Origin of the sequence: Natronoglycomyces albus, from assembly GCF_016925535.1 — a bacterium.
Classification (GTDB): domain Bacteria; phylum Actinomycetota; class Actinomycetes; order Mycobacteriales; family Micromonosporaceae; genus Natronoglycomyces; species Natronoglycomyces albus.
In genome coordinates this window covers 3,780,522-3,796,435 of the sequence record NZ_CP070496.1, presented here as the reverse complement: position 1 = coordinate 3,796,435, position 15,914 = coordinate 3,780,522, and the positions used below count along the sequence as shown (strand labels likewise).

Genomic DNA, 15,914 nt, shown 5'->3' with positions numbered 1-15,914 from the left:
ACCGCAATTCGCCGTCGATAGTCTGGCCGGGAGGGGCTGCGGAGTCCGCACCGCGACTAATCCATGAGGTGCCGCTGAGGTGGGCGCGCAATGACCTCGGCGGCATCGTCATGCCACGTTGCCGCAGGAGGGCATGTGATTCACACATGTACATTTATCGATGCTGGGGCCCCCTTAAAATCATCCCAAAGTCGCCCATGTGGGGTCAAGAATCAACTTATCGCCCTGTGGATAACTCTTCGACTGCCTGACTGCCTGACTGCCTGACTGCCTGACTGCCTGACTGCCTGACTGCCTGACTGCCTGACTGCCTGACTGCCTGACTGCCCGACTGCCCGACTGCCCGACTGCCCGACTGCCCGACTGCCCGACTGCCCGAAACTCGACCCAGCCGGATAAACACGCTAGGCGGTCGCGCTTCCACCCAGCCCCACGATGTTTCGCGCCACCGCAAGCACCACCCCGAGCACCACCCCAAGCACCACCCCAAGCACCACCCCAAGCACCACCCCAAAGACACCGCCGCAGCGGCAAGCCATCAGCCATGTTGTTCGTGCAGCGCTTCCAAGTCCCGCAGCTGACGCCGGTGCCGTCGCCGCAGTCGCGCCGCGGCCTTGCGCCCCGAGCGTTTCCGTTCGGCCACGACCGCCGCCTCCCGCGCCTTCCACGACAACAATGTCTCGGCTTCCTGGGGCGCGACGCCCTCCACGCCAAAGTCGCGTAGCAATTCGCGCCGTCGCTGCACCTCCTGGAGGAAGAACCGCCGCAGCAACCACGCGGCCAACACCACCGCCGGTAGGCCCTTAACCAACACCCCGATGAAAATCCCCGGAGTACCCAGCCCGAAGCCGTCGCGCAGCAACGGCGAATTCCACAGTGCATGGAAGCCCACCGCTGCCGCGAACGCTAGGAACGCCAAACCTAGCCGGTGCGACAGCGGTTTAGTGCGCCGCACAATCACATAGGCGATCCCGGCCCCGACTATCGCGGTCAATACCGCGTGAGACCACAGCCCAGCCAGAATCCCGCGCACAATGAACGTCGACATGGCCGGTTCGGTCACGTCGCCGGTGCGCTGCATCATCGTGGCCGACAGCGCGAAAGCGTAACCCTCGATCACCTGAAAACCGACCCCGACGAACACCCCGCAAAAGATCCCGTCCAAGACGCTACGCAGCCGCCACGGCGCCAAAAGCGCCACCATGACCACCCCGACGGCCTTAATCAGCTCCTCGACAATCGGCGCGCCCAACACCGGCGACCACGTCTCGGCCCAGAGGGGGCTCACCGCCGTGGCCAGCAACCCGCGCACCGCGCCCACCGCGAAAATCGACGTCATCACCGCGACCGTGCCGCCCCACAGGAACGCCACCACGTGCAGGCCAGCTGGCATCGACTGCAACCACGCCATCCGCCGATACAGGGCGATAAACGGGATCGCGAACAGCGCGAACAATCCCGCGGCCGTCGCCGCCGCACGCGGATAGGCCACCGCCACCGGCACCGTGTGATGCAACAACAAGACCGACGCGGCCACGATCAAGAAGCTCGCCGCCCACACTGGGGGCGAACGAAACAGCCGCCAACGATCCCGCTGCGTGTCCTCCGCCCACAGCGATGGCCGAACTTGGGTGGTGGTCATGCGGCCCCTCCGAAGTCCAGACTGTCGATCAGCCGCTCGATAGCCTCCACTGTCTCCGAATCCAAGGCGGTGCCGGAGGCCGTCACTTCGACGCGCACACCGTCATAGACGAACGCGCACAGGAAACCCGAACCCGAAGCGGTCAAAAACGACCGGCCCGCCCCGACAATCTGACCCGCCTGACAGGCGCGGTCTTCGGCCATGTGGACACCCGGCTGAGCGGCGATAAGTCGCTCCATCTCATCGATGAGATAGTCGGCGCTGAAATGGTATGGGGCCTGCGCCTCCACGGCGACCGTGGCGGAGTTGATGGAGAACTCGGCCCGACCCTGCTGAGGTTGGTGGAACCCGGGCCGCATCTCGGTTCCGGGGGGAGCCGTCACCGTCACGCCGGGGCTGAGCCGAAACGATTCACCAGTGACGTCTACTTCGCTACTGATGGCCTTGTTGAGTAGCGGCACGCCCATCGCCAGCGCGACCGTCAGTGCGACGATGGCGCTGCTGGCTGCCAGTTGCCCCCACCATCTGCGCATTGAGTGCCTCTTCCCCGACCTTGATCGGCTCAAGCCTAGTAACACCTTCGCACACAATCGGCGATGGCGCAGCAACACTTTCGCACACTGCTTCGGCGAGCGCGCAGTGCATTGAGGACGGCCGATTGTGGCTGGTGGGGGCGGTGTGGGGCCTGGAAAACCTCACGGGCGCAGCATCCAATGCTGCGCCCGTCGGGCTGCGGTTCCTACTCCAAAGGAGCCGCACCTATAAAGTTGGTTTGCGCCACCGCCTCGTGTTTGTCGAGGTCGCCGTTGGTGGCGGCGGGTCGCTTCAGATGGTCGAACGCCGGTCAACGTCGTCACGTTCGCGAATCCGTCCTGTCCGGGGTCCGGATGCGCACGTGGTGATGTCGTGCGAATGACTAGCGTTCTCTCGTGCGGTTTCCCCGGGTCTTGCCGACTATCACCTTTGGTCACCGTTGCGTGATATGTCTGGTCCGGGTTCGCCGCAGGTTCCCTGTTGCGAATACGAGGTCGCGGGCGAGGGTATCGGCGAGGGTTGATAGGCCTTCGCCGCGCCCGGTGCCGCCTCGGCCCCATCCCTTGGTAGAGGGCGGTAACCGTGAAGCGCTCGTTGGTGTCGATTCAGTTATGTCGTTGGCGAGTCCGCTGCCAGCCGTCAGGGTGGACCGGCTGGATAGGTTGTGCAGTAGTGGGTGGGGCAAGCGTCTCCGGGCCTGGCGGCACCGGATGCGGAAGCGAACCCGAACGTGCGTCGGGAGAGCACGTCCTTTTACTGCGTGGCCTATTCAGCCGCTTCGCGAGGAGCGGGAATGAATCCGCCCAGAAGCTCACGTACCTCGGACTCTTTGTAACGGCGGTGTCCGCCCAGGGTGCGAATGGCCGATAGCTTTCCGGCCTTTGCCCAGCGGGTCACCGTCTTCGGGTCAACTCGGAACATGGCGGCCACCTCTGAGGGGGTAAGCAGCACATCCTCTTCAGTGGCATTTGCATGCATCGTCATGTCTCGTCTCCTCCACAGACTTACGAATCCTGTTGCCAGGTATTCGATTCAGATCAATCGTCCGTGCTGTCGGAGTTATCCCATATAGGCCAAACGGACAGTTTTGTATCAAACTTCCGTGTCATGTGAGTTAAGCCCTTCGCACAGGCCACAGTAGAACCCGCAGCTACTGGGCTTGTGGCTCCCGTGGCGCGTCCGGATTCGCACTTTTGCGATACCTCATCCGAACGGTCAGCATCGCCAACCGGCCGGCCAGTCAGCCCCACGGGCGCGACCCAACCGTCATCGAGTGGCACACACGTCGCAAAGCGTGACTTTCGACAACCACACCACTGCCATCGCGCCCACCAAAGGCAATAGACTGGAAGATACTGGCACGACCTGCCAACGTCCTTCCGAGCGGCACACCCAAGCCTAATCCGTGGACGCCACCATTACTTAATCGCGGCCATCACCTGGCCCGACGCATGTATTGCAAAGGAGCACATGCCATGAGCGTATTCGAAGCTCCGGTCGAGTTGGCCGGGCACGAACAAGTGGTCTTCTGTCACGATCCGTCCACGGGGCTTAAAGCCATCATCGCCATCTATTCCTCCGCGCTGGGGCCCGCGCTCGGCGGCACCCGCTTCTACCCTTACGCCAGCGAAGCCGGGGCGCTAAACGACGTCCTCGACCTGTCCAAGGGCATGGCGTACAAGAACGCGCTGGCCGGTCTGGACCACGGGGGCGGCAAGGCTGTCATCTGGGGAGACCCGAGCAAGGACAAGAACGAGGCGATGCTGCGCGCCTATGGCCGCTTCGTGGAGTCGCTGGGCGGCCGCTACATCACCGCGTGTGATGTCGGAACGTACGTGCAGGACATGGACCACATCGCCCGCGAGACGCGCTTTTGCACCGGTCGCAGCCCCGACCACGGCGGCGCGGGGGACTCCTCGGTGTTGACCGCCTTCGGCGTCTTCCAGGCGATGCGCGCCTCCGCCCAGCACCGCTGGGGTTCGGCCGACTTGGCGGGCAAGACCGTCGGCGTCGCCGGAGTGGGCAAGGTCGGCCGCCACCTAGTGGGCCACCTGACCGAGGCCGGGGCCCGCGTCATCGCCACGGACGTCAACTCCGTGGCCCAGAAGTGGTTGACCGAGAACTACCCGCTGGCCAAGTTCGTCGGCTCCACCGAGGAACTGCTAGAGCACCAGCTGCACGTGTACGCGCCGTGCGCGATGGGTGGAGCGCTCTCCGACGAGTCGGTGAGCACCATGAACGTCGAGATCGTGTGTGGAGCGGCAAACAACCAGCTGGCCCGCCCCGGAATCGACAAGCTCCTAGCCGACCGAGGCATCCTCTATGCCCCCGACTATCTGGCCAACTCCGGGGGAGTGGTGCAGGTGGCCGACGAGTTCGCCGGGCCGTTCAACTTCGAGCGCGCCAAGCGCCGCACCGAGAACATTTTCACCACGACGCTGGAGATCCTGGCCCGCTCGGCCGCCGACGGCATCCCGCCCGGACAGGCCGCCGACCAGCTGGCCGAAGAGCGCATCTCAGCCGTGGGCAAGTTGCAGGCACTGCGCCTGTTCTAGCCCGGGTTGGTACGGACAACCACGTTTAGTGACACACTGAGAAGGCGGCCTCGCAATGGCGCGGGGCCGCCTTCTTGAATTGAGCCGCGCTGATCAACGCTTTGTGGTCTCCGGAGTAATAAGCGTGAACTCCCTGGGGTCTTGAGCCACGTTCTCCACCCCGGGCCCGACTCCGGTGATGAGGCGCTCGTGCAAAAGCACAATGGCGGCAACCGAACCCAAAATTTCCGCCTCCACTTGCGCGATCTGGCTGATTCGTTCATCTCCCGGTGTCGCGGCGGCCATGGTGGCGATCTGAGTGTCTACGCCGCGTGTGCACCACTGCGAAATGTTGAACACGCCGTTGCAACTGAAGTCGCTCTCCAAGAACGAATACGGGTCACCCGAATCGAGCACAGTGGAACGCGACAAAATGAAAGCGTCGAAATGTCCACCAAGGACATCGCCTTCAACCTGCGAATACTCACGCACGGTTGTCGTCACCTCGAATCCGGCATCCTCCAGTTGCGAACTCACCAAAGCCATCACTTCGGCCAGCTGAGGGGTGTTGGAATAGGTAACGAGGTCAATGCGGTCAGAATCAACCGGCCCGGCCTCACCAAACTCAGCAGCGACATCGCTCCTCCACGGCACCGAGGGGCCAAACAACCCAATGGGCTCATCGGCATGGCCCGCATATAGGCCGTCGATTAGCGACTCCGGCTCAATCGCCTCCCGGGCCGCGGCTCGCAATCCCTCATCGGCAAACGGCCCGGTATCGGTGTTCAAATACATCAAGACACTGCGTGAGGTAGGGGAGTCCTGAACTTGCCCCGCATGCAGATGGACCAGCTCGCTAGCCGGGATGTTCTCGGCGATATCGGCCGAGTTGCCGCGCAACGCCATAGCCCGCTTATGCGGGTCGGCCACGTACTCGGCGCGGAAGCGAGTCAACGCGGGCGCGGCACCCCAATAGTCGTCAAACCGCTTCATTTGCGCCCCACCGTTGGTGGACTCACTGATACGAAACGGCCCGGTGGCCGCCCCGACCGGATCGACATCCCCAGAACGATAGGCCGAGGTAGCAAGAATCGCCAACTGCGGCGAAGCCAAACGCTGGAGCAACGTCGCATCGGGCGAAGCCGTCGAGACGAGGAGCGTGTGGTCACCAGTAGCCTCAGCCGTTAGCTCGATGCCCTCCAGCACCCGTGGTTTCGTGGCAGACTCAGCGGCGGCATTCAGCGCGTTCTCCACAGCGGCCGCGTCCATAGTGGTCCCGTCGTGGAAGCGCACGCCTTCGCGTAGCTCAATTTCCCACCTATTGTCGTCCACCATCGACCATCCAGTGGCCAGCGAAGCGGATAGCTCCCCATCTTCGTCCAAAGTGACCAAGGTTTCCGAGACCGACCAACGGGAGAGCAAATAGGCGTCGTTGGAATGCGGAGACAGAGCCGCCTCAGGCGGATCAGCCATGAGCACACGCAGCTGACGACCATCATTTTCGCTGGTGCAAGCAGTGGAGGACACCGCCAGGAGGGCGGCGCTGGCGGCTACGCCGAGGCGTCGTGCGAACGGGGCGGTTCTCCATGCTGGGGCGTGATCGTTCATTGCTCGGTTCCTCACAACCTGGTCCCTCGCAGTCTTGGGGCGGTGCTAGATGGGGTGCCGTGGCCGACAGCGGCGCAGATTTCGCGCGTGACGCTGTGGAGCCACCACCAGAGTATGCGAGCGTGTCTTGTCCCTATGAGACCGGAGCGTTGCGAAGGCTAGGGCCAAACGCTACCAGGTGCGCTGGGTGTGTGTTCTGTGTCTCGTCTCAGGCGTGGGGTCTGGTTAGTTTGGGGCGACACGCCGGGCGGGATGGGTTGTGGTGGTTGACTTCTGTGTTTTCATCCGGGATAGTTTCGTGCTATCCGATGTGACGGGCTGTTGTCACTGGGTTGGATGTGGTGGCACGGGTGTGCCTGTGCCGCAACGCCTAACGCCGGTTCGCTTCTGGGGAGGAGCGCCGCCACCGGGTTCTGTGTGGCCGCCACGGTAGCCGCTGGGGTTCTCGTTGATTCTGTCGCGAAAGCGACACGAGCGACGGAATGTCAATACCACGAGTGTGGCCCTGTGGGCCGTACGGTTAAGGGCACAGAAAAACCCCCACTCCAATGAGTGGGCGAAAACTAAATATGGAATCGGGTGGTCCGACGGACTCTGTCGACTAAACAAGCTTCCGCGGACCACCCTCACAGCATCAAGAAACGGAGTTCGTAATGCTACGAACCACCATACGCTTCCGTGCACCCAAAAACGAGTACTCAACACCCATATATTCGCACCTTTTTGACCCGCATTTGCCCAGGCAGATGCGGGTATCGGTGCTGCCTGTAGGTGGTGCGGCATGAGTACTCCCATCTATTCGACCAGCACCCAAACACCCGAGGCAACCGGTGAGACCGGCCCGCAGTGTGGTTCCTCGCCCGAGTCGACCACCGCGCAATCCGGCGTCGAGCTCGGTTCGAGCATCGACGCCATCGATACCGCCGCCGCCGGGCAGGCGAACTCCATGGGCGCGACCGGTTCGACTGGTACGCACCGGGATGCGGCGATGAACTCGGTTCAGGTCGCGGCCAGTAAGGCTACGGGTTCGGCATCGGTGACGACCACCGGTGCGGCCGCATCGTCTCAGGCTTCATCAATCGGGTCTAGGGATGTGGCTTTGATCAAGACCACTGGGGCGCAGGTGGTGGAGTTTGGTTTCGACTCTGGCGTTTATATGGTCTCTCCGCATCCGGATAAGGGGGCGGCTCTGGCGCTGAGTTTGCAAGGGGTGTCTTTGGTGATTCCGGTGGCTACGATCAGTCTGGCGCGGGGTCGGATCGCTGATATTGCGTGGGAGTCACCGTTTACGGCTCGTACTGAGCAGTGGCGTGAGGCGTTGCTCGACCGCGTGATCGCCGAGTCGGCTGAGGCGATCCTAGGGGCGGCATCATGAGCGCATCCAACCCGCAGCCATACCGTAAGGGCGCGATTCCGCAGATGCGTAGCGCCAACGGGCAACCGGCCCCGGCCAATGTCACGAGCAGGCTTTCCAAGCTCGATCTGTTGGGCGCACGCCTGGAGCCGGGCAAGTTCTATGGCCGGTTCCTCTCCGATGGGTATTACTACTACCTGTATGGCTCCTGGATGGGCGACTCGATCGCGGTGCATCGGGAAGAATCCAGGGAAGGCGACCCGATCGTGCGCGCCTACCTGCTGCCATCGGGCGCTTGGTGGATTAAGACCCTGGTCTTCGGCCAAGCCGCCTATGGGTTGAAACGTTTCGCGGAGAACTTCACCACCTACGCGGCCGCACATCCGGACCTGTGTACACACCACAAACCTGAATCCGAGTAACCAAGTGACCTGACCTGACCTGACCTGACCTGACCTGATCGGGTGGCGGTGTCTGGACACCAAAGACCGTCCGCCCTGTCGATACCAAAGACCTATCGCAGCTCACCGGCCAGGTGAGCAACACGAACACACGTGCTGGAAGTGTTCGTAAATCGCTGTGGTTGGGGTGGCCCTGACAGTCAAGCTAACTGTCGGACAAGAATGACCCCAACGTAACGGCACCGAACCCCAAAGGCTGAAAAGTCTTAGTCCATACACAGACAGCTCCATCGTCAACCTCGATGAAGTCACCGCCTGTGTTCGGGGCTCAGATAGTGCACTGTAGGCGTCATCCAGATGGTGACCTTGCCGCAAACGCGACCACCGTCGCTACTACCAGGCGGCCAAGCAACACCCGTTTGGACGAGGCCACGGCAGCCATCTTTCAGACCAGCGGGATAACCACATAACAACTAGCTCACAACAGAATCCCGGGCCCATGCCGGTTACGAGGACATCACCACCGCCAACGTGTGCACACCGAGTGGAGACCCCACCGAAGCACACCCGGCCCCATTGACATCCTCAACCGCACGTCCCAGGTGGCAGCGACCGCGCACCGCTGCCGCCAAGGGACACATCACCAGCAGATGCCAGCGGCAACCCGCATCCGGCCCGGAATAACCACCACAAATCCAAACCCGCACAGGAAAAATGGTCCACGCGGGGTGCGTGAAAGGAGCCCAAGGAGACATAACGGATACCGCGCCGGGGGCAGAGGCTCATCCCCGCGTGCGCGGGGAGCATAGTTCGGATGATGCTGTGACGCTCCAGCCACCGGGTTCATCCCCGCGTGCGCGGGGAGCATTCACCGGCGAGGTGGCCTGCGATGTTGCGGTAGGGTTCATCCCCGCGTGCGCGGGGAGCATTCCATGAACATTGCCAGACTTGTATCGAACGACGGTTCATCCCCGCGTGCGCGGGGAGCATCTCATTGTTGGGCTCGTTCGGTTCGTTTGGCGCGGTTCATCCCCGCGTGCGCGGGGAGCATCCCGGGTGGCTACGTAGCTATTGATGCGGTTAAGGTTCATCCCCGCGTGCGCGGGGAGCATAGAACGACCCGAATGATTGGGGCTGTTCGTATGGGTTCATCCCCGCGTGCGCGGGGAGCATTTTGATCCCTCACTAGAGGGTTTGGTTCTCTACGGTTCATCCCCGCGTGCGCGGGGAGCATTGCTTTGGCGCTGCGGTTCGTCGCCGCCTTTAGGGTTCATCCCCGCGTGCGCGGGGAGCATTCAAATTATCACGGTCTGTGATGGTCTCAGTTGGGTTCATCCCCGCGTGCGCGGGGAGCATACTTCTTGACCTGCACTGTAGCACGCCGATTGCTGGTTTTTTATTCACTTTGCTTGCGCCCGTTGAGGGCCGAACGCATCCGTGGAGTTGATCTGATGGCTGGCCCGATGTGCTTCGCAGAAGAGCATGCGGCAAGCGTTGCCATTATTGGTACAGGGCCGCTGGCCGATTCGCTGGGGCCTGGTGCCTGGGTGGTTTTGCGAGTCTGGAATGGCCGCCTCCCGGTCGGTCGGGGAGTACTTGATGATCGGTGTTCCTAGGAAGCCAGCGAGCACTCGCTGATATCAAGACTATGTGGATAGTCGCCGCGTGCGTCTGTGTGATCTGGTGCGGTCTCAGCGGGCTGAAACGCGAGGGTGCCATCGCCCTCGAACATTGGCGATAGTCGCTCCGGCTCCATCGAACAAAGGAGAACATGGGTGTCGTCGCCTGCCTCGACCTCAAGCTTGATCGACCCAGGCGTTGCAAACGCGACCTCGAAGGTGGTGCTGTGCGGCTCATTCCATAGCTCTACTTCGGCGGCCGGGTATTCCTCGATCTGCCAGCGGAAATGCGACAGGGCTGAGTCACTGTCCTCCATGCCGATGACCTCGGCGATTGCGGAGCGCGACGTACCAAATGGACAGTCCGGCTCGATAACCCCTGTCGAGCTGGAACCTTCACACGCGGTCAAGTAATCCCGCAGCTGGGAATTGACATCCTCGTTGGCGTCGTGCCGCAACTGGGCGAGCGACCACACCGGGAAAGGCGTCGGCGTCGTCCCCGTAGGACCCCTCTGGGTGCCAACGATATGCGAGCCCAGAAACAAAGTCGGCTCCGATGGGAAGCTCACCACTTCGAGCTCGTCATCATAGAAGACGTAGGCGCCAGGCAGCAGATAGATCGGCCTGGCTTGGTCCGTGCTCACTTCGGCGGTGTGGTCATTGACCTGCAGGAAGGTCGCAAAGTCCGACTCGATCGTGACCGGCGTCAATGCCTGGTAGATCCGCCATGCTCCGGCTTCCTGTTCGACGTCGAAGACATGAGTCGCCGTGAGTCCGTCCGCTGTGGAAATGCTGGCCGAGACGCGCACGTGGGTGTCTCCGGAGCGCGGCGGCACGTGAAAGGAAACGTCGTCAATGCTCCACAAGGGGCCATCTGCGTCATCCGCCAGGACGAGGGCGTTGCCGCCGGGATGTTGCCGCGACGCGACAAAGTTCAAAGCCGTCTCAACGTCACCGGTCTGGGCCGCCTCTAGGAACTGGGTGACCGACCGCAGTGGAGCGTTCTTGTGATGGACGTTGATCGTGGTCAAGACTCCCAACGTCAGTAGCAACGCGACGGCGATTGCCGCGCAGACATACCGCATCAGGCGACGATCGAGACTGTGAAGGGACATGGGGGAGGGGGAGGAGTTGGGCATAACTGGTCCATAGTGAACGGTCGGGGAGGTGGGAAGCCGCTCAGGCGAGATGGTTTTGGAACGCAAAAGCGGCGGTGGCCCTGGAGCCTATCGCAGCAAAGTGAATCTGTCAGTTCGTGAGCACCACATGTGTACCTGGCCTCACTATCAAACAATCGGCCATCTAGCTGGCTCTTCGCTCTGAATCCAGCCTGATCGGGGTCACCGGTGGACGAAACGGGGGCTCCTGGCCCCACCCTCTAGTGGCGGGCCAGAAACCCCCTTCACTGATCAGTTCGGCTATCGAGCCCGAAGGCAGTTAACCAAAGACGCAGTTGTCCCAGTCTGGAAACCGGTCAGCTGACATCTCCTCAAAGTCGTCCAGGGAACCAATCGCCATATCGGCGTTTTCGTTGACATGGAAATACAAATAGTCCAGGTGCATTTGGCAGGTGAATCGCAAATCGACCCCGTCGGCGTTGACAATCAGTTCGGCCAACCCGTGGTCGTATTCGATGGCTAGGTCGCCCCGTGGCTGGTTGCTTCGACCCATCGAAACCTCAACAGATGGTTCTTCGAGTACGCTCCACCGGAAGTCGCTGAAATCCTGATAGGAGAAGTTATTCAACGCAGCCCGGAGATTATCGGGGGTGGTGCCGAACGGACACCCTTCCTGTCGCGGGCCATCGGTCGTATCCACGCACAGTGTCAGATGCGACCGCAGCCGAGCATTGGCCACCTCGTCAACTGTGGACTTCAATTGCAAGTCGTCGTTCAAACTCACCGTCTGGCGTCTGTCGCGGTTGAACAGCTCGATCTGTTCTTCCCCCACTGAGAAGACGCGGCTACCCAGGACAACCTTGGTGTCGATCCCCGATTCGAAGACCTCCATCTCCTGGCTGTAGAACTCATATACCCCCGGCAAGACATAAAAGTTATCCGAATCCCCACGGCTGCGCCCGATCTCAGCCCGGTGACCGTTCGCCTCCACGTACGGCAACGTCTGCAAGTTTGTTTCCACGGAGCTGAGCGCGTGGTGGATGTACCACCGTTCGCCCCGTCGCTGCCCCATCATGAATTTTGAGGTCACCTCGGTCTCTTGCGGGCCGATAATGGTCACCTCGACGCGAGCGCTAGCCGTCTCGTCGGTGAACTCGGATCGGTCAGAGAACCACAACAAGGAGACATCGTCGACCTCCCACATGGTGCTGACAGCGTCAGGGTGCAGGAGCTTCGCGCTCTGCCCCCGGGGAGGAAAGGCGACATACTCCATTGCGGTACTGATGTCACCGGTGCGGGAAGCCTCCAAGAAATCCTGCATGGCGCGCACCGGCTCGCGCTTGTTGTAATACCCCAACGCCAGCGGCGTTCCCGCGACCAGCAGCGGAATCAACAGCGCGAGGACGAGACCCAGCTTGGCGGCCCGCCCCTTGCTCTTGAATGAGTCGAAAATCGACTTTTCTTCTACCTTCTCCTCGGGTTTGACTGGAGGAGGAAACGAGTGCTTTGGTTGTGAATTATCGAAACTATTGGCCATTAGAGGTCCATCGGTCAGGGGTACATGGCGAAGGCACAACGAAGATGGGCACTGACGTTGTATGGGGAAAACCGACCCCTCACATCCTAAAGGCTGCGGTCAAGGGGCAAACGATACTCCTGAGTAGAGGACTTTACCGTGGTCAGACAGCATGAAATCACGTGCGCGGCCCAACAAATGATCACTCGTCCTCAGCGGCCTCAGCAAAGTAGAGCGCCACATTCGACTCAGGAGTCTCGTTGCGTATCAAGTGTGTGGTCACGTGATTGTGGATGGATGATCGTTGGTTCGCCTCAGATAAAGTAAAGGATGGCAAAGCGTAGGCATCGAGATGGTTTTCGTCGCCGCCCTACGGCGAATTCCATCCCGCCGACCAGCGCTGGCGGATATCAGCGCGCGCAGGGGCACGGCGAGGCCACAGCGCCGCGACAGACGCGGCCCCGGACAGCTGCCTGGCGCCATCGAATCGGGGCCACTTTCTCCAGCCCGCCCTATCCCGGTTATGTCAAGGCCGCCCTGGTGCTCCTGGTGATCTTCTCCCTGGTGGCGGCAGCGGTGAGCCTCACTCGGTTCGCTTCGCAGATGGTGGCTCACTTCGGCGAACCGACAACGTCAGTGGAACATGTCGACATTGACCTCACCGTCACCGAAAGCGGTACCGCGCGGATTGTGGAGACCTTCACCTATGACTACGCCGAGGCTGCGGGGCAAGGGATGCGCCGTCATCTGCCCCATAGCGGCGCCATTGGTGAGGCAGGATGGCACGACCTTGGTTTGACCAATGTGAGTGCCCGTTCGCTGGAGGAGCCGATGCCCGTGGACATCCGCCCCGGCTCCACCGAAACATATATCGAGGTCGGTGACTTCGAGGCTGAACCCACCTTGACTGGTCGGCACCGTTTCGAGATCGCCTATACCTACGAGCGCCTTGTCGTCCACGATGGAGACGACGTGTCGCTGAATTTCGACGCCATTGGACGCGGCTGGGTCATCGACATTCAATCCGTGGCGGTGACCGTGCGGACTCCGGGACAGCCGCCCAAGGGTGCGTTCGCCGACCCGCCGATGCGAGCCGGATGCCGTGCGTGGCAAGGAAACTACTCCGAACCCTGCGACGAGATCACCTTCGAGCACCCCGAGGACGGGCTGGGCGTGCGGTTCACCCACGGGCTAATCGAGCCCGGTGGAGCCTTGAACACCTGGGTCACACTGGAGGAGTCGAGCGTGGTCAATGTGCCCGCACCGCGCCCGGCCGAGGAACCAACGTCCTCGGCATTTGCGATGGCCCCGGAGACTCGGGCGCTGCTGGCCCATCTGGGGTGGCTGGCTCTCGCCGGTGGGTTCCTCACAGTCGCGGCGACGGCCTGGTCCACCCTGTCTCAGCGCCGGGCCTCCGTTCGCTGGGTGGCTGCTCCGGTGTCGGTGGCTGGAGGCACCGCAGGGGCGGACCTCAGCGGCGCTGGCGGGGCCGGAGCCGGGGGCGGCGGTGGAGGCGGCGGTGGCGCGGGAGGTGGCGGCGGAGGCTAGGCATCCGGCCTCCGGGGCACTAAAACGGTCGGGAGCCACCAACCCCTTGGGCCCCCGACCGCAGCTAAGGACGGTCCGATGGCGAAGCGTGTGGCCAATCAGATAAGCCCGCGGTAACTCCGCTCATGGCATATAGCTACACCACATCACGCCGTTTCAGTAGCAACGTGCCGAGCGTTCCGGCTACCACCGCGTATCCGCCCAAGACCACCCCGCCGACCCACTGGTCGGGCAACGTCGGGCGCAAGTCCACGGGCTTGACCATGACCTCAGAGGCGACCCCCGGAAAGACCACCGGGAGATTCGAAACCCACTGGCCGGTGTAGCCCAAGTCATGCAGCACATTGAATACAACCAATACGACGACCGAAGTCAGGAAGTACACAATCGCCAGCGTCACGATGGCCGCAGTCTGCCGTTGCACCAAGACGCCAAGCGCGAAACCAAAGATCGCCCACAGGTTAAAGGCGAGCAAATTCAGCATCACCGCGCCAACGACCGAAGGGTTGTCCAGCTGAGTACCGACCCCTTGTGCGGACAGCGCGACCGCTCCAATGCCGAGGCTAATCACCTTGGTAACCAACCACATGCCAGAAGCGATGAGGACGACCGTGACAAGCTTGGCGGCGATGACGCGGTCGCGGCGCGGCTCGAAAAGGAACGTTGAGGTCAAGGTCCGGTACTGGTGTTCGCCTGTGACAATGAGGACCCCCAACAGTGCGACCACCAACAGAGCGATCGACTGGCCGGAGTTGTACATGGTGACCCCCAGGTTGTCCGGGGTCCCCAAGGACTCGTAATTGGCGCGAAGCTGCGCCAATGTGTCGGCGGAGAAATCCTCCATGGGTATGGTGTAGGCGCTCATGTAATGCTCGAACGACCCGGTGTACATCGTGAACTGCCACGCGTGCCATGCCGAGGCGATCGCGGCCGAGCCAGCGAGGACGAGAGCGGAAATCCACCACATGCGCAGGGTGAAGAACTTCAATAGTTCAGAGTGAATGAGTCCCTTCATGCTATTTCCCCTCCTGGCGGGTCAGGTTGAGAAATGCGGCTTCCAGGCTGTGCTGGAGAGACGAGACTTCGCGCAATGTGATCCGCTCCTGGGCGGCCAGGGCGCTCACCTGCTCGATGCCGCCATCGGAGAACAGCACCGCGCCTCCGGACATGGTCGCGGACAACCCCTTAGCTCTCGCGGCGGCCAGTAGCCCTGCGGGGTCCGAAGCGTGGGCGCTGACTTGCCCCGTGCCAGATTCCGAGCCGCACACCTGTGCGACCGTGCCCTGCGCGACCAAAGTGCCTCGGTTGATAATGATGACGTCCTCTAGCAGGCTTTGAATTTCGGCGATCACGTGCGTTGAGATCAACACGGTCCGCCCCTGATCGGCAAACTCGCGCAGCGCGTCGAGTATCCAGCGGATACCGCTGGGATCGAGCCCGTTGGTGGGTTCGTCCATGATGAGGACTTCCGGATCTCCAAGTAGCGCCTGGGCTAGGGACAGTCGCTGCCGCATTCCCCGCGAATAGGTGCCGTAGTCCCGGTCGGCCGCCTGCGTCAGGTCCACTTCCGCGAGGACATCGTCAACTCGAGAGGCCGGTATCCGTGCGGCCGCGCACAGCTGCCGCAAGTGATGGCGTCCCGAGCGACTGTCGTGCGCTCCGACGTCGTCGAGTACCGCGCCCACAACCGACGTTGGATTCGCCAGCTGGCGATAGATGTGACCGTGAATGGTCGCGCGCCCGGCCGAAGGCGTCACCAATCCCAGCGTCATGCGAAGGGTAGTCGTCTTTCCGGCTCCGTTTGGTCCGAGAAATCCGGTGATCCGGCCCGGGCGAACCGTAAACGAGAGCTGGTCGACAGCTGTGACCGATCCGTATTTCTTCGTCAGCCCGTCGACGGCAATGGGCGTCGTATCCGTTCTCTTCGGCAACGTAATCCCTCAAGCTGGTCAGTCGGTGGGTGAAGTTCTAGGGGGTTCGCGGCTGCGCGCACGGCCGGGAATCCCCTTTCGGATGACTCCCGGCCGTGCGCCAGGCCAC

12 protein-coding genes and 1 CRISPR repeat array are annotated in these 15,914 nt (G+C 62.1%); of the genes, 4 read left to right on the top strand and 8 right to left on the bottom strand.

The window, feature by feature from the left end; translation table 11 throughout:
- Nucleotides 1-538 precede the first annotated feature (538 nt).
- The 3 genes from JQS30_RS16175 to JQS30_RS16165 form a co-directional block, all read right to left on the bottom strand.
- A complete protein-coding gene (locus JQS30_RS16175; protein WP_213171268.1) occupies nucleotides 539-1,642 on the bottom strand; it encodes a PrsW family intramembrane metalloprotease in 1,104 nt (367 codons plus the stop codon).
- Entirely contained in the window at nucleotides 1,639-2,175 is a 537-nt protein-coding gene (locus tag JQS30_RS16170; protein ID WP_213171267.1) for a hypothetical protein, read from the bottom strand. The genes JQS30_RS16175 and JQS30_RS16170 overlap by 4 nt, the downstream gene beginning before the upstream one ends.
- A 766-nt stretch (nucleotides 2,176-2,941) precedes the next feature.
- On the bottom strand, nucleotides 2,942-3,154 hold the full coding sequence (locus JQS30_RS16165; RefSeq protein WP_213173106.1) for a BldC family transcriptional regulator: 213 nt from the start codon (nucleotides 3,152-3,154) through the stop codon (nucleotides 2,942-2,944).
- 497 nt (nucleotides 3,155-3,651) lie between these two features.
- On the opposite strand from JQS30_RS16165, the gene JQS30_RS16160 reads away from it, so the two are divergent.
- Nucleotides 3,652-4,731, top strand: coding sequence for a Glu/Leu/Phe/Val dehydrogenase dimerization domain-containing protein (locus JQS30_RS16160; RefSeq protein WP_213171266.1), 1,080 nt, complete (start codon nucleotides 3,652-3,654; stop codon nucleotides 4,729-4,731).
- A gap of 93 nt (nucleotides 4,732-4,824) precedes the next feature.
- Here the strand turns inward: JQS30_RS16160 and JQS30_RS16155 are convergent, their stop codons facing one another.
- Complete coding sequence (locus JQS30_RS16155) at nucleotides 4,825-6,318, bottom strand: ABC transporter substrate-binding protein (protein ID WP_213171265.1); 1,494 nt, start codon at nucleotides 6,316-6,318, stop codon at nucleotides 4,825-4,827.
- A gap of 781 nt (nucleotides 6,319-7,099) precedes the next feature.
- On the opposite strand from JQS30_RS16155, the gene JQS30_RS16150 reads away from it, so the two are divergent.
- Nucleotides 7,100-7,693 carry a hypothetical protein gene (locus JQS30_RS16150; protein WP_213171264.1) on the top strand — a complete coding sequence of 198 codons (594 nt, stop codon included), beginning with the start codon at nucleotides 7,100-7,102 and terminating at the stop codon, nucleotides 7,691-7,693.
- Nucleotides 7,690-8,094 (top strand): hypothetical protein, encoded by a 405-nt coding sequence (locus JQS30_RS16145; protein ID WP_213171263.1) that lies wholly within the window; start codon nucleotides 7,690-7,692, stop codon nucleotides 8,092-8,094. Before JQS30_RS16150 ends, JQS30_RS16145 begins: the two co-directional genes overlap by 4 nt.
- A gap of 758 nt (nucleotides 8,095-8,852) precedes the next feature.
- Nucleotides 8,853-9,429: a CRISPR direct-repeat array (repeat unit 28 nt; unit sequence GGTTCATCCCCGCGTGCGCGGGGAGCAT).
- Nucleotides 9,430-9,685: 256 nt separating this feature from the next.
- Here the strand turns inward: JQS30_RS16145 and JQS30_RS16140 are convergent.
- Nucleotides 9,686-10,831 carry a hypothetical protein gene (locus JQS30_RS16140; protein ID WP_213171262.1) on the bottom strand — a complete coding sequence of 382 codons (1,146 nt, stop codon included), beginning with the start codon at nucleotides 10,829-10,831 and terminating at the stop codon, nucleotides 9,686-9,688.
- A gap of 298 nt (nucleotides 10,832-11,129) precedes the next feature.
- On the bottom strand, nucleotides 11,130-12,347 hold the full coding sequence (locus JQS30_RS16135) for a hypothetical protein (RefSeq protein WP_213171261.1): 1,218 nt from the start codon (nucleotides 12,345-12,347) through the stop codon (nucleotides 11,130-11,132).
- 309 nt (nucleotides 12,348-12,656) lie between these two features.
- On the opposite strand from JQS30_RS16135, the gene JQS30_RS16130 reads away from it, so the two are divergent.
- Entirely contained in the window at nucleotides 12,657-13,874 is a 1,218-nt protein-coding gene (locus JQS30_RS16130; RefSeq protein WP_213171260.1) for a DUF2207 domain-containing protein, read from the top strand.
- A 136-nt stretch (nucleotides 13,875-14,010) separates the two neighbouring features.
- Here the strand turns inward: JQS30_RS16130 and JQS30_RS16125 are convergent, their stop codons facing one another.
- Nucleotides 14,011-14,889 (bottom strand): ABC transporter permease subunit, encoded by an 879-nt coding sequence (locus JQS30_RS16125; RefSeq protein ID WP_213171259.1) that lies wholly within the window; start codon nucleotides 14,887-14,889, stop codon nucleotides 14,011-14,013.
- Between the two features lies 1 nt (nucleotide 14,890).
- The gene (locus JQS30_RS16120) at nucleotides 14,891-15,805 is read right to left on the bottom strand and encodes an ABC transporter ATP-binding protein (protein ID WP_213171258.1); all 915 of its coding nucleotides are present in this window, start codon (nucleotides 15,803-15,805) and stop codon (nucleotides 14,891-14,893) included.
- Nucleotides 15,806-15,914: the final 109 nt, after the last annotated feature.

What these genes read in the sequence shown, in the direction of transcription:
- JQS30_RS16175 (WP_213171268.1), bottom strand. Translation starts at nt 1,642, where the DNA reads ATGACCACCACCCAAGTTCGGCCATCGCTGTGGGCGGAGGACACGCAG.
- JQS30_RS16145 (WP_213171263.1), top strand. Translation starts at nt 7,690, where the DNA reads ATGAGCGCATCCAACCCGCAGCCATACCGTAAGGGCGCGATTCCGCAG.
- JQS30_RS16165 (WP_213173106.1), bottom strand. Translation starts at nt 3,154, where the DNA reads ATGCATGCAAATGCCACTGAAGAGGATGTGCTGCTTACCCCCTCAGAG.
- JQS30_RS16140 (WP_213171262.1), bottom strand. Translation starts at nt 10,831, where the DNA reads ATGCCCAACTCCTCCCCCTCCCCCATGTCCCTTCACAGTCTCGATCGT.
- JQS30_RS16125 (WP_213171259.1), bottom strand. Translation starts at nt 14,889, where the DNA reads ATGAAGGGACTCATTCACTCTGAACTATTGAAGTTCTTCACCCTGCGC.
- JQS30_RS16135 (WP_213171261.1), bottom strand. Translation starts at nt 12,347, where the DNA reads ATGGCCAATAGTTTCGATAATTCACAACCAAAGCACTCGTTTCCTCCT.
- JQS30_RS16170 (WP_213171267.1), bottom strand. Translation starts at nt 2,175, where the DNA reads ATGCGCAGATGGTGGGGGCAACTGGCAGCCAGCAGCGCCATCGTCGCA.
- JQS30_RS16150 (WP_213171264.1), top strand. Translation starts at nt 7,100, where the DNA reads ATGAGTACTCCCATCTATTCGACCAGCACCCAAACACCCGAGGCAACC.
- JQS30_RS16160 (WP_213171266.1), top strand. Translation starts at nt 3,652, where the DNA reads ATGAGCGTATTCGAAGCTCCGGTCGAGTTGGCCGGGCACGAACAAGTG.
- JQS30_RS16155 (WP_213171265.1), bottom strand. Translation starts at nt 6,318, where the DNA reads ATGAACGATCACGCCCCAGCATGGAGAACCGCCCCGTTCGCACGACGC.
- JQS30_RS16130 (WP_213171260.1), top strand. Translation starts at nt 12,657, where the DNA reads ATGGCAAAGCGTAGGCATCGAGATGGTTTTCGTCGCCGCCCTACGGCG.